10 protein-coding genes are annotated in these 13,949 nt (G+C 57.6%); 6 read left to right on the top strand and 4 right to left on the bottom strand.

The window, feature by feature from the left end; genetic code table 11:
- Positions 1-57 precede the first annotated feature (57 nt).
- Positions 58-2,022 (top strand): M10 family metallopeptidase C-terminal domain-containing protein, encoded by a 1,965-nt coding sequence (locus ACXJGX_RS08510; protein WP_474780544.1) that lies wholly within the window; start codon positions 58-60, stop codon positions 2,020-2,022.
- Positions 2,023-2,095: 73 nt separating this feature from the next.
- Positions 2,096-3,172: a UDP-glucose 4-epimerase GalE gene (gene galE, locus ACXJGX_RS08505; RefSeq protein ID WP_474780542.1), complete on the top strand. Its 1,077-nt coding sequence runs from the start codon at positions 2,096-2,098 to the stop codon at positions 3,170-3,172.
- Positions 3,173-3,263: 91 nt separating this feature from the next.
- Here the strand turns inward: galE and ACXJGX_RS08500 are convergent, their stop codons facing one another.
- A complete protein-coding gene (locus ACXJGX_RS08500; protein ID WP_474780540.1) occupies positions 3,264-4,640 on the bottom strand; it encodes a phosphomannomutase in 1,377 nt (458 codons plus the stop codon).
- Between the two features lie 191 nt (positions 4,641-4,831).
- Here ACXJGX_RS08500 and ACXJGX_RS08495 point away from each other — a divergent pair, with 191 nt between their 5' ends.
- The gene (locus ACXJGX_RS08495) at positions 4,832-7,057 is read left to right on the top strand and encodes a calcium-binding protein (protein WP_474780538.1); all 2,226 of its coding nucleotides are present in this window, start codon (positions 4,832-4,834) and stop codon (positions 7,055-7,057) included.
- Positions 7,058-7,063: 6 nt separating this feature from the next.
- On the opposite strand, the gene ACXJGX_RS08490 is transcribed toward ACXJGX_RS08495, so the two are convergent.
- The 3 genes from ACXJGX_RS08490 to ACXJGX_RS08480 form a co-directional block, all read right to left on the bottom strand.
- The gene (locus tag ACXJGX_RS08490) at positions 7,064-8,182 is read right to left on the bottom strand and encodes a polysaccharide biosynthesis/export family protein (RefSeq protein ID WP_474780536.1); all 1,119 of its coding nucleotides are present in this window, start codon (positions 8,180-8,182) and stop codon (positions 7,064-7,066) included.
- Between the two features lie 178 nt (positions 8,183-8,360).
- Complete coding sequence (locus ACXJGX_RS08485; RefSeq protein ID WP_474780534.1) at positions 8,361-8,627, bottom strand: hypothetical protein; 267 nt, start codon at positions 8,625-8,627, stop codon at positions 8,361-8,363.
- A 146-nt stretch (positions 8,628-8,773) separates the two neighbouring features.
- Positions 8,774-8,950, bottom strand: a complete 177-nt coding sequence (locus ACXJGX_RS08480) for a DUF1674 domain-containing protein (protein ID WP_474780532.1) — start codon at positions 8,948-8,950, stop codon at positions 8,774-8,776.
- 68 nt (positions 8,951-9,018) lie between these two features.
- Here ACXJGX_RS08480 and ACXJGX_RS08475 point away from each other — a divergent pair, with 68 nt between their 5' ends.
- The 3 genes from ACXJGX_RS08475 (at position 9,019) to purH (ending at position 13,945) form a co-directional block, all read left to right on the top strand.
- On the top strand, positions 9,019-10,293 hold the full coding sequence (locus tag ACXJGX_RS08475) for an RsmB/NOP family class I SAM-dependent RNA methyltransferase (RefSeq protein ID WP_474780530.1): 1,275 nt from the start codon (positions 9,019-9,021) through the stop codon (positions 10,291-10,293).
- A 371-nt stretch (positions 10,294-10,664) separates the two neighbouring features.
- Positions 10,665-12,359 (top strand): heparinase II/III family protein, encoded by a 1,695-nt coding sequence (locus ACXJGX_RS08470; protein ID WP_474780528.1) that lies wholly within the window; start codon positions 10,665-10,667, stop codon positions 12,357-12,359.
- Positions 12,356-13,945: a bifunctional phosphoribosylaminoimidazolecarboxamide formyltransferase/IMP cyclohydrolase gene (gene purH / locus ACXJGX_RS08465; RefSeq protein WP_474780526.1), complete on the top strand. Its 1,590-nt coding sequence runs from the start codon at positions 12,356-12,358 to the stop codon at positions 13,943-13,945. The genes ACXJGX_RS08470 and purH overlap by 4 nt, the downstream gene beginning before the upstream one ends.
- The last annotated feature ends 4 nt before the right edge of the window (positions 13,946-13,949 follow it).

Here is a 13,949-nt window from a genome sequence, read left to right as displayed (position 1 = left end):
TTGTGGATGATCTTGGGACTACAACCCGTCGCGCGCCCCCGAATTAAAGAGTATATGATGCCTGATCTTCCATCAAATAACACGACGACCGCAACGATCGCTGTTGGTGGCACATATGTTGATGCACTGGAAACCGTTGGCGACCGGGATTGGGTGCGGATCGAACTGGAGCCGGGGCAATATGTCGAAGTCACATTGGACGGGTTTGGCACTCTGGACACATACCTTCGCGTTTATGCAGCGAACGGGGACTTGGTTCAGCAGAACGATGACATCGATCCAGGGGCCAACCTAGATTCACGGGTTGTTGTGGGCAGCGCCACTGGCGGCACGTTCTACCTTGAGGCGGCCAGCTATGGCGATGCGTCGTCAGGCACCTACCGATTCAGCGCGGTCGAGGTTCCCGCCAGCACACCTGTTGATACGCTCGACAGTGGAAGCGAGCGCACGGATACAGCGACGCCGATCACTGTCTACTTTGTTCCGGCAGGGCAGTCGCGTGATGGGGTGACATCCGAGGGCTGGACCAGCACCGAGCGCGCGCAGTTTATGGCGGCCCTTGCCTCTATCTCTGCCGTGGCCAACGTCACTTTTGTGGAAACGACTGATCCAAATGCAGACTTTCAACTGGTGCTGGACGACAACGAACTGCTTGCAAGAGAGGGTGCAGGCTTGCTGGGGTATTTTTATTACCCAAATGGGCCTGCTCCTAGCGTGGGTGTTTTTAACGGCAGCGGGTACGGGTGGGATACAAACGGATTACAGGCTGGCGGTGTTGGGTTTTCAACTATTGTCCACGAGGCCCTGCATGGTTTGGGGCTTGGACATCCCCATGATGGCGAAAACGTATTGAATGGTCTCGATCAGAACGATCCCGATTTTCCGTTTGGGCAGTATGGTGACTTTGACCTGAACCAAGCCGTCTATACGATCATGTCCTACAATTCTGGTTACAATGGCGCCCCGTCCAATAGCTTTGACTATGGCGATGCTGCCGGGCCAATGGCGTTGGATATCGCGGCACTGCAAAAATTGTATGGCGCGAACACGACCTACGCCAGTGGCAACGACACCTATGAAATGCCTGATAGCAACAGTGCGAATAGTGGCACAGGATGGCTTTCGATCTGGGATACCGGCGGGATTGATACAATTAGTTACAGCGGCGCAACCGCAGTGACCATCGACTTGCGCCCTGCGACCTTGCAGTACGAAATCGGCGGCGGCGGGTTCATTTCGGCCGCTGACGGGATCGCCGGCGGGTATACAATTGCCAACGGAGTCGAGATCGAGAATGCGACTGGTGGGTCCGGCAACGACACCCTTATTGGCAATCACGCGAACAACACGCTCACCGGCAATAACGGAAATGACGAGATCATCGGCGGTGCCGGAAACGATGATCTGATCGGTGGCAATGGCAATGACACGGCCCATGGCGGGTCTAGTGATGACACCATCGATGGTGGTGCCAACAACGATACGCTCTACGGTAACTCCGGCGGTGATACAGTAGAGACCGCAAGTGGCATCAATACCATCTACGGCGGCAGCGGCTACGATGTCCTGCAAGGCGGGTCAGGTATCGATACGATATACGGCGGGTCCGGCAACGACACCATCAGCGGCGGTGGCGGTGCGGATAACCTGTCGGGCGGGCGCGGACACGATGCGATTGATGGCGGCGGCGGCGGCGACCAAATCACCGGCGGACTGGGTGCCGATACATTTATCTTCCATGCCATCAGCGACAGTTTTGTCGGGACGCAAGACACAATCACAGACTTTGCGATTGGGTTAGATGTCATTGATCTTTCCACGATCGATGCGAATCTTGGGACCGGCGGAGATCAGGCGTTCACGTTCGTCGCCGCAGCCGGAAACAACGCTGGCGAAGTGTGGCTGTCGGAAACTGGCGGCGACACTTTCGTGTTTATCGACCAGAACGGCGACGGCATCGCGGACATGGGCATCACGCTTTTGGCGGTGTCCGGATTGACCGAGTCGGACTTTATTCTTTAGGGCATCTGGAAGGGTGCGTTGATACCGCGCCCATGTCGCCTATAAGAAACACGAAAAATAGAAAGTCTTGCCCATGCGCGTTCTTGTCACTGGCGGTGCCGGATATATCGGCAGCCACACTCTGCTTGAGCTGATGGCCCAAGGGAACGAGGTCTGCGTGCTGGACAACTACACAAATGCCGCGCCCGAGGTTCTAAATCGTGTGCGGAGCTTGTCGAATGGTGTGGTCACAGATTTTGTTGGTGACGTGCGCGACCCGGCAGCGTTGGACCGCGCAATGCAGGACTTTCGCCCCGATACGGTGATCCACTTTGCGGGCCTCAAGGCAGTAGGAGAAAGCGAAGCAAAGCCGCTGTGGTACTACGACGTGAATGTAGGTGGCACGTTGGCGCTTTTGCATGCAATGGACCGTGCCGGGTGCAAGCAGATCATCTTTTCGTCCTCTGCGACAGTTTATGGCGAACCCGTCTACCTGCCATATGACGAAGACCACCCGACCGCGCCGACATCTGTCTATGGTCGATCAAAGCTGATGGCAGAACAAATCATAACCGATTGGGCAAAGGCGACACCGGGTACTTCGGCGGTATTACTGCGCTATTTCAACCCCGTGGGCGCGCATCACTCTGCCCAGATTGGCGAAGACCCCAAAGACATCCCCAACAATCTGATGCCATTCATCGCCCAAGTCGCCGTTGGAAAACGCGATGTGCTGACGGTGTTCGGCGATGATTACGACACCCCCGATGGCACAGGTTTGCGTGACTACATTCATGTGGTCGACCTCGCGCGCGCGCATGTTGCCGCGTTGGGCTTTACCAGCAGGGCAATCGGTGCGCGTGCATTTAATATCGGCACGGGCCAAAGCTACAGCGTGCGCGAGATGGTTTCTGCCTTCGAGCGCGCGTGCGGTCATCCAATTCCTACACAACAAGCCCCGCGGCGTTCTGGCGATATTGCAGCCTCTCAGGCTGATCCACGCCGTGCGGCCACAGAACTTGGGTGGAAGGCAGAATTCGGATTGGATGACATGACAAAAAGCACGTGGGCATGGCAATCTTCAAACCCGAACGGCTATGACGACGCGTATCCCGTAGGCTCCGCGCCTGAGAACAAACACGGAGCCCGCGGGAAAACTGATAAACACTAAAAATTTTTAACGTTGTCGGCCCTTTGACTTTCCAAACTTCCGGTCAAAAGTCTGTGCCTATTGTCACATTTCAGGTTAACGATGTATTAATTTATGCCTGAGCCTGGCCCAATATATCTAAAATACACGCAATGCTATCTAGCGTTGTATCCCGCGCTGCACTTACACTTTCGGCTTCGGAATAAACGCGGAGTTCCGGCGCATTTCCTGACGCGCGAAAATGGATAATCCGTCCATCGACGCAGGTCATTCGCAAACCATCGGTCAGATCGACGTTGGCTTCACGTGCGCCCAACTGCTTCAATAGCGCTGCGCGGTACGCAACATCCTCTTTCAGGCGCATCAACATGTTTTCAACGGCCTGCCGTGAAACATCAGCAATACGGTCCGCCGCCGTAAATCGTGCGGGCTGTTCGGCCACCACACGCGCCAACCCGCGATCACGCCCAGCGACAAGGCCCGCAATCAACGGCAAGACGGCATCTCGCGTCATAAGCGGCGCCAAAGTACCTGATGGTCCATGCGCGGTATAACCCAGCAAGAACCCTCCGTTCGCCTCGTACCCGGCGACCCTTCCGGTTTGGGTCTGCATTCCGGCAATCACGTACGGCGACCCTATTTTTGTCCGTATGACGGTCGCGAACTGCCTGTCAGCGCCCGTGTTAGAAGAAACAGGCGTCACAGCCGTATCAGCGCCCAAAACCTTCGCGGTGATCTGCCCTAAAATATCGCCCGGAATAACTTCGCCATTTTCATCGGTCATCAAAGGCCGATCGCCGTCACCATCGGTTGATACAATGGCTGCAAAATCGTGGGTATCGGCCCAGTCGCGCAATTGCTGGCGCACCGCAGGTGAAACAGCCTCGGTATCGACGGGCACAAATGTGTCCGACAAGCCAAGAACAGTGACCTCTGCGCCCAGCGCTGTCAAAAGGTGGTTCAAATCATCGCGTCCGACAGCACTATGTGCATAAAGTCCGACCCGCATACCGCCCAGCGCGCCCTGAAATGCCGCAGTGTACCGTTCACAATAGGCTGCGCCCACGTCATCGCGCAGCGCCATATCGCCCGGTGTCACATTGCGTGACTGATCGCGCACTGCGAGAATTGCGCTCTCGTCTGCTTTGGTAATCTCCCCTGTCGGTGTGTAAAACTTGAGGCCGTTTCGGTCCGCAGGAATGTGACTACCCGTGACCATGACTGCCGCCGCGCCATTGGACATCGCCGCCAACGCCAAAGCCGGGGTTGGAATTGGCCCGCACATAACAACATCGACGCCCGCCGCCCGCGCCGCATGCGCAACATACATCGCGATCTCAGGGGACGATGGTCGCAAATCATGCCCAATGAACAGCCCCGCACCAACCGGGCATGCCGCGACAAAGGCGGTGACGTGTCGCGTCACACAACCAGGCGTCAGTTCGGTGACTAAACCGCGCAGACCGCTTGTTCCAAATTTTGGGCTCATGCCGCCTCGCTCTTGTCGTTGCTGCCACTTCTACCCTGCACGCCGCCACTGTGAACACTAAAATTCAGCGCGATATTGAGCCAATTTCGAACAAAGAGCCACCGTTATGCCCTATTCGCGCCACCTGAGAGCCAAGGCGCGGACCGAACCTATCCTCAGACGACTGTTACCGGTCCTGGGGGGGACCATGCATGTCAGCAATCAGCTTCGTGTCGTGTGTCAGCTTGGTGACTGACCCTGACCATTCACACATCACCGATCTGTCTATTATGACGGTTGCCAACGGGTCCGTGCTGTATAGCACGACACGTGACGATGGCGTGCTGACCGCATGGAACATCACCGGCGCGGAACCTGTCGTTACGGATATACACGACCTTGACGGCGCTGATACGCCGGGTAGCCACCCGACGCTGGCAGGGGTTGCGACGTCCGGCGGCATCGCCATCATCACCGGCGGCGGTACGGTTCAGACGATTTCGACAGCCGTTGACGGCAGCTTTGATAGCGCAACACCCCTAACAACAGTCCCCTTCAGCGGGTTTCAGAACTATACCACGGTCGCGCTGGAATCCGGTATGCAAGCAGTCTATGGCGGTCTGAACGGGACCACTGGCATCGGACAACTCACATTCGACAGCGGTGGCAGTTTTCTGGGACACGACATCACGGTTGGTCCCTTGGGCAGCGCAACCCATCACATCGCGGCGACCACATATGCAACAGTAGGCGCGCAGCAATTCCTGCTTACCACAAGCGGCACCGCAAATACGATCACAAGCTGGGCAATAGGTGCGAACGGCGACCTAACCGCCGCGCACAGCCTGGACGTGACCGAAGGACTTTGGATCGAAGCACCTACCGCGATGGCAACCGCAACGGTCGGAGATAAAACCTACATTTTATTGGGGGCCGCAGGTAGCAGCACCATCACCGTTATGCAGATCGGTCCAGACGGCAGCCTGATCATCCGCGATCATGTAATTGATACCTTGGACACGCGTTTTGGCGGGGTCACCGCCCTAGAGGTGATCACACATCAAGGCCAAACCTTTGTCGTCGCGGGTGGGGCGGATGACGGCATTACGGTCTTTTCGTTGCTTGACGGTGGTCAACTGGTGCCCCGTGCAACGCTGGCTGATACGACGGACATGACCCTTGATAATATCAGTGCAATCGCGGTGCAGGGACAAGGCAACGCGATCAACATATTTGTCGCAAGCGCGAGCGAAAATGGGCTGACGCAGCTGCGCTATGACGTCGGAACGGCAGGCGTCACTGCAACCGCGGCCTTAGCGGGGGGGCTTCTTGTTGGAACCGGTGGGGCCGACATTATGCAGGGGCACAATGGGGACGATGTGATCGATGGCGGCCTGGGTGATGACATTTTGCGCGATGGGTTAGGCAGTGATGTCATGACCGGTGGCGCAGGCGCTGATGTATTTGTGCTATCGCTGGATGGGCAGACCGACACCATCACGGACTTTACCTGGGGCGAAGACCGGATTGACGTGTCGCTGTGGCCAATGCTGCGCGACATTCAGCAACTGACCATGCGCATTCGCGACGATGGCGTCGAAATTCGCTATGGGGATGAGGTGCTGATTATTCAAAGCAGCGATGGCAACCCATTCGACTATCGCGACTTTACCAATGCAGACCTCATCGGATTGACACATGTTCCGCAAAACAGCACCGCCGGCTATCCCGGTCCGGCGACACCACCGCCAAATCTGAACCCGACCCCCACCGAAGTTGACCAAGGCGGCGCCATCAACGTCATGACCGGGGCCCAAGTGATCGCTAGCAACAATCTAGTCACGCTGCGCGCGGCGCTACACGGAACCCAGCCACCGCAGTCATCTGGCGGCAGCACGGCAGATGCTATGATATTCGGGGGCAACGGTAATAACACGCTAACAGGCGGCGCGGGGCGCGATGTCATCAGTGGCGGCGCAGGGCATGACACACTGAACGGTGGCAATGGTGATGACACCTTGATGGGACGCAGCGGCAACGATGTGATCAATGGCGATGACGGGGCAGATATGATGTTCGGTGGCGCAGGCGACGACCAGATATGGGGTGGGAACGGGCACGATATATTGCACGGTGGTGCCGGCGACGACACGATCAGCGGCGGCGCGGGCAATGACATTTTGTTTGGTGACGCAGGTGCAGATGAATTCATCTTTGACGGCGGCACCGATACGATCGCCGATTTCGCCCAAGGGATTGATCACATCACTTTGGATCCAGCCGTCTGGACCGGGCTTACCTCTGCTGATGATGTTTTGCGCCTTTACGGCACGCATACCGGATCGCAGATGGTCATTGATTTTGGCGACGGCAACGTGCTGGTAATTGAAAACGTGTCCAATCCCAGCACGCTCGGTGACGACATCAGCCTATTCTAACGAACCTTAGTTCCCAAGAGAAGCAATCGTCTGACCAACGCCGACCAAGGTCAAAGCAGCGCCAAGCACGCTTTCGGTTCCGTAAATCAGGTCGCCATCTTGGATCAAAAACTTTCCAGCGGAAAACAGACCGTCAGCAGTTGTCAAATCAAGCGTAAACACCACGCGCTCTTGTGGTGGGCCAGTCAAATCGGTGCGCACCGCACTGGCGGGATACTCGCGCAGAATCAAAATACCCTTTGGGTTTGCAGATCCGTCGTTCACGCCGCCGATCGTCGCCAGCGCCTCAAGCGCGGAGAGTTCGGGCTTTTCAATCGGGACGACAGCCTCTGCACCCGTGGCGCCCAGCGCAAGGAAACTGCGGTCATCGGACACAACGCGCACCAAATCGCCACCGCGCATCGTCGTGTTCAAAGCCGGCTCTTCCAACAGCCGCTTAAGAGGTATGCCATATGTACGCCCATCACGGATCAACCGCACCTGTGGGTTGGTTAATTCGGTGTTTGCCCCACCTGCCATGGAAAGAAGTTCAAGCAGTTTGAAATTCCGATCTGGCAGTTCATACAGGCCGGACGCGCCAGCACCACCCAGAATGTTCGCGGTGTTACGGCGCCCCGGTTTCACGATCAATTGTACCTGCGCCGATGGAATTGTGCGGCTCAATTCCTCTTCGATGCGACTGCGCGCAGTCGTCGGGGACATACCAGAAATCTGCAATTCGCCGATGTAGGGCACAAAAATGCGCCCGGTGGAATCCACCTGTGTTTCCTGCAACGGGGTGACGCCACCGCCAAGTCCGGACAACAAAGAATTTTCTTCTGCATCCCAAATTGTGAGCTGTACCAAATCATCTGGCGCAATGATCAGCGATGCGGGCTGCTCTTGGCTGCTAATCCACGGAAAGCTTTCGGCATGTGGGTCCGGCCATGCGCCGATCACTGGCAACGTTTCGCGGGTGACCTTGTACACTTCGAAATCGTAAACTGCTTCTTCGCCTTCCGCCCGGTTGCCAGCATTCGACGCGGCCAGAACCTCGGATTGGAAACCCGCGCCACGCGGTAAACTGCAGCCCGATACAAGCAAAGACAGGCTCAGGATTGCGGCACGATGTAACGTCAAAAGCATGTTTTCTCCCACAAAGCACGGTCACTGAAACAGCAACCAAGCCCTTTCATACCGACGACTAGCCTAAATTGGAGTAAAATGTGAGACAGCAAAATGCTGAAATGCAAAAAACACACTCTATCAGTGCAAATTTGCGACACGGCAAAGCGCGCTGATCACGCGCTTTGCCGTCAACTCGTCAACCTTCGACTGCTGCTGCGATAACAGCATCGTAAGTGGCACAAACTGGTGTCAGATCAGCAGACGCTGTCGCAGCGGACAAGTTGCGCTGAAATTGGCTAACCAAAACATACGCGCGGTCTGGATCCTGCGACCCGATCGTCTGGATTGCCTCGCGCGCTTGCAAGATTTTGACATCGATTACCTCGGCAGTGCAGTCCCCTGCTGCAAAGGCGGTCGATCCGGAAACGATTGCAATAGTCGCTAAAAGTGCCTCAATTTTCATAGGTTATATCCTTTTATTGTCAGAGCAACATGCAGCTCGACTAGGGATTTACACCATACATTTTAATTGTCGCGTGGCTTCTTGCTATGTGCAGATTTGTCGCAAATTTTCGCCCACGCCTAGCAATAAATTGCCAATGCGGATGCTCAAAAATCGACCGCGATACCTTTTCGTTCCCAATCGCCATAACGCACCGGTTCAGGACCATCGCGGCCGCCCAATTCGGGCGGAAGTCGCTTTGCCGCGACTTTGTTGCGCCGGTCTTCGGCTTCCGCCAAGGCGCGCTGGGCTGCGGGCGGCAGATCTGTCGGTTGGTCTGTCATTTCGGGTCTCCTTGTCGGCGGCACCTGTTTGATATACGCCGCTTTCACCTAATCTCAAGAGAGACTCCATGACTCAGACCGGTCTGCCCGCCCGCCGCACCGCACATCACATGCTGATGGAAATCACGACCGAAGGTCGTTTGATGGCGGAACTGATCGTCGGAGGTGCGCTTAATCATCTTGCCAATGATGACCGCGCCCGCGCCCAACGTCTGACCACCGCGGCGCTGCGGGGGCTTGACCGCGCAGACCGTATGCTGAAACCGCACCTGAAAAAGACCCCGCCGGACCACGTGCTGAATGCGCTGCGTTTAGGGGTCATTGAACTATCGGCCGGCGAGGCAGCGCACGGCGTTGTTAACGCTTATGTGGAAATTGTCGGACGCAACAAGCGCACGCAAACCATGAAAGGCCTTACCAACGCCGTGCTGCGCAAGATCGCTGACGAAGGTGCGGCGGCGTGGGATAAACGCGCAATTCCTCTGACGCCCGGCTGGCTTCGGCAACCGCTGGTGGCCGCATGGGGCCGCGACGCGGTGACCGCGATAGAGGCGGTGCATTTTGCAGGTGCCCCGCTTGATCTGACCCCAAAGGGTGACGCGCAAGCGGTTGCCGCCGCGACAGGTGGCGCCATCCTGCCCACAGGGTCGGTGCGAATCGCAAACGCAGGTCAGGTCACAACGCTGCCGGGTTATGAAACAGGTGATTGGTGGGTACAAGATGCCGCCGCGGCGATCCCCGTGAAATTGCTGGGTGACGTCACTGGCCTGAAAGTACTGGATCTTTGCGCAGCCCCCGGCGGCAAGGCCATGCAATTGGCTGCGGCGGGCGCAGATGTCACCGCAGTTGATTTATCACAACGCCGCATGGCACGCGTCACAGAAAACCTTGCACGGGTCGGGCTGACCGCACGCACCGTGATCAGCGACGCCTTTGCATTTGACGAAACCGGGTTCGACGCGATCCTGCTTGATGCGCCCTGTTCTGCCACCGGCACCATTCGTCGGCACCCGGATCTGCCCTATGCGAAGGACGGATCAGAATTTGGCACGTTGATCGATCAGCAAGGGGCCATGATCGACCACGCATTAACCTTGCTCAAACCCGGTGGGCGTCTGGTGTTCTGCACCTGCTCGTTGCTGCCCGACGAAGGCGAAGTGCAAGCCGAAGACGCACTTGCGCGGCACCCAGACCTGAAAATCGACCGCGCCGCGCTGGATATTCCCGGCATTGATCCTGCCTGGGTGACAGCCGAAGGTGGTTTGCGCCTACGCCCCGATTACTGGGCGGAACTTGGCGGCATGGACGGGTTCTATATGGCGGTGCTTTGCAAACCGCTTTAAACATCCTTGCTATATCTGGCAGTGTGCGCCGAGATCCGACAAACACAGCGCTGCGAGACGCACCGCGGCGCCGATATGTCGGACACCCTTCGGATGGTGCTTGCAACGGTCAGCAGCGGGTTTGACGCCACTCTGTTTGCGCCGTTGGGGAAACAGCCTGCGCGGGTTGCTGCGTACGTCCGACAGCCACAACAGGCGGACCAGTTGCGTCAGTTACGAAGCAATCTCGTGATATTGGCAAAGCCTCGCCGAGACACAGATGCTTGCGTGACTTGAGCCCCGACATTTCCTATCGTGCGCCTTAGACGAACATCTGAGGCAGCGCAGATTTGGCAAATCCAACACCATGGCGGGATCGCCGCACCCGACTGATGCACAGGTATCACGCCCGCCGCGCCGCGCGTACCGAATTGCCACTGGGTTTTGTCACACCGCCCGATCCCCGCACAATCGGCGTTGTCGCGCGCGGTCGGCAGTTGATTACCGGTAACTTCCTGTTTTCGGGTCTGTTCATCGAGGGGCCGCAACTGTCGATCTGGGACATCGTTCAGAAAAATCCGCAGGTGCGTGGTGAAATTCATGGCTGCGCATGGATGGATGATCTGGCCGCAGTTGGCGACGAAAAGGCGCGCGATCGCGCGCAAACATGGGTTTTCGACTGGATCAAACGGTTTGGTGACGGGCGCAGCGATGGCTGGGTTCCTGAAGTTACCGGACGCCGGGTAATCCGCTGGATCAATCATGGATCTTTCGTGCTGCGCGGACAAGATCAGACCGCCAGTGACGATTTCATGCGGACATTGGCACAACAGACCCTGTTTTTGCACCACCGCTGGAAAACTGCCCCCAAAGGCCTGCCGCAACTCGAGGCCCTGTCTGGCGTGATCTATGCCGGACTGACGCTGCAAGGTATGGACAAATGTGCAGCCCCAGCGGTCATTGCGCTGGCGGCGCTGTGCGAAACCCACATCAGTCCGGGTGGCGCAATCGCAACACGCAACCCCGAAGAATTGCTTGAAACACTGACACTGTTAAACCTCGTCCATCAGACCTTGACCAACGCCAATCAACGTGTCCCGCGACAGGTCACCCAAGCGATCGAACGGATTGCGCCGACCCTGCGCGGCCTGCGCCATGCTGATGGGGCGCTCCCCCGTTTTCACGGTGGCGGCGCGGGGCTTGACGGCTGGCTGGATCAGGCTTTGGCCGATTCAGGGGTCAGAACACCGGCACCCGCGGGCCTTCCGATGGGGTTTGCCCGGCTCACAGGTGGACGTTCGACAATCATCTTGGATGCCGCACCGCCGCCCACAGGGGCGGCGTCGGCCAAAGGTCACGCCAGCACGCTCGGCTTCGAGCTAACCTCGGGGCGTCGCCCCCTGATCGTGAATTGCGGGTCAGGTGCGCGTTTTGGCAAAGAGTGGCGCCGCGCGAGCCGTGCAACGCCCAGCCACTCAACGCTTTGTTTTGACGGGATGTCATCGTCGCGGCTCAACTCTGAAGATGACCTGCTAAGCAACACGCCGGACGTTGTACGATACCATGCACCAGCCGTCGAAGGTGGGCGCAAGCTAGAGGTATCACACAACGGCTATCAAGCCAGCCATGGGCTGACCCACGCCCGCATTTTGCAACTTTCAACCGACGGGCGCACCCTATGGGGCGAAGACCTGCTAACCACGCTGGATGATGCAGACACCGCGGTTTTTGACAGCGCGACTGCGGATCCGGGGGTCGCGTTCAGTATCCGGTTCCACTTGCATCCTGATGTGACAACCACAACCCATGGCCCGGATGTGTATCTGACCCTGAAATCAGGCGAAACATGGGTGTTTCGTCATGACGGTAGCGCCGGAATGGCGCTTAGCCCGTCAGTTTATCTTCAAAATGGCAGATTAAGACCCCTTGGAACACATCAAGTGGTTTTATCTGGCCGCGCAATGTCCTATGCGACACGCGTCCGCTGGTCACTGGCCAAGGCACAAGACACGCCCACTGCCCTGCGTGATCTGGTGCAGACCGCGCCACTGGACGACGTGGATTATACACCTGGGGACTTTGAATGACCAACCTTGCACCACTGCGCCGCGCGCTGCTTTCTGTTTCTGACAAGACGGGTCTGATCGACCTGGCCACCGCGCTTGCAAAGCGTGGCGTGGAACTCCTCTCCACTGGCGGATCGGCCAAGGCACTGCGCGATGCTGGCCTTGAGGTGCGCGATGTCGCCGATGTCACCGGGTTCCCGGAAATGATGGATGGTCGGGTCAAGACATTGCATCCCGTTGTTCATGGCGGCCTGCTTGCCCGCCGCGATCTGGAAACCCATCGCGATGCGATGGTGGAACACAACATTGGTCCGATCGACCTGTTGGTGGTCAACCTCTATCCATTCGAAGAAACCGTCGCCAAAGGCGCCGATTTCGACACCTGCATTGAAAACATCGACATTGGCGGTCCCGCGATGATCCGTTCTGCGGCCAAAAACCACGCCTTTGTGACGGTTGTAACCGATGTTGAAGATTACGACGCCGTGCTGGCTGATATGGATGCCAACGACGGTCAGACCACGCTGGCCCTGCGTCAACGTCTTGCCCAGACGGCCTATGCCCGCACCGCTGCGTATGACACAGCAGTCAGCACATGGATGGCGGGCGCGATTGATGCGCAGACCCCGCGCCGCCGGTCGTTCAGCGGCACCTTCAAGCAGGTCATGCGCTATGGTGAAAACAGCCACCAGTCGGCAGCATTTTACACCGATGGGACAGACCGCCCCGGCGTGGCCACCGCGACGCAGCATCAGGGCAAAGAGCTGTCTTATAACAATATCAACGACACCGACGCCGCGTTCGAATTGGTGTCCGAATTTGCGCCCGAAGACGGCCCGGCCGTTGCGATCATCAAACACGCGAACCCTTGCGGTGTCGCGCGTGGGGCCACCCTGCTTGAAGCCTACCAAAATGCGTTCGATTGCGACCGCACATCTGCCTTTGGCGGTATTGTCGCGCTGAACCAACCGCTTGATGAGGAAACAGCCAAGGCGATTGTTGAAATCTTTACCGAAGTCGTGATCGCCCCCGGTGCGTCCGATGCCGCAAAGGCCGTGTTTGCAGCCAAGAAAAACCTGCGGCTTTTGACGACAGACGGCCTTCCTGATGTGACCGCGCCGATCACCACTTACCGTCAGGTTGCGGGCGGGATGCTGGTGCAGGACAAAGACACAGGCTTTGTCGGGCTGGATGACCTGAAAGTCGTGACAAAGGTGGCGCCGACAGATGAACAGATGGCCGACCTGCTATTCGCATGGAAAGTGGCAAAGCACGTGAAATCCAACGCGATCGTCTATGTGAAAAATAGGGCAACTGTTGGTGTTGGTGCAGGGCAGATGTCGCGCCTCGATAGCGCCTTGATCGCCGCCAAAAAGGCCGAACGCATGGCCGATGCTATGGGGCTTGCACAGCCGCTGACCATTGGATCAGCCGTTGCATCAGACGCGTTCTTCCCGTTTGCCGACGGCCTCCTCGAGGCCGCCGCCGCAGGCGCAACCTGCGTTATCCAACCGGGTGGCTCAATGCGCGACGACGAAGTTATCGCAGCAGCGGACGAGGCCGGGATCGCGATGGTCTTTACCGGTATGCGCCACTTTAAACACTAAGGGG

This window comes from Yoonia sp. SWMV100 (assembly GCF_056108365.1).
This window is presented reverse-complemented; position numbering and strand designations above follow the sequence as displayed.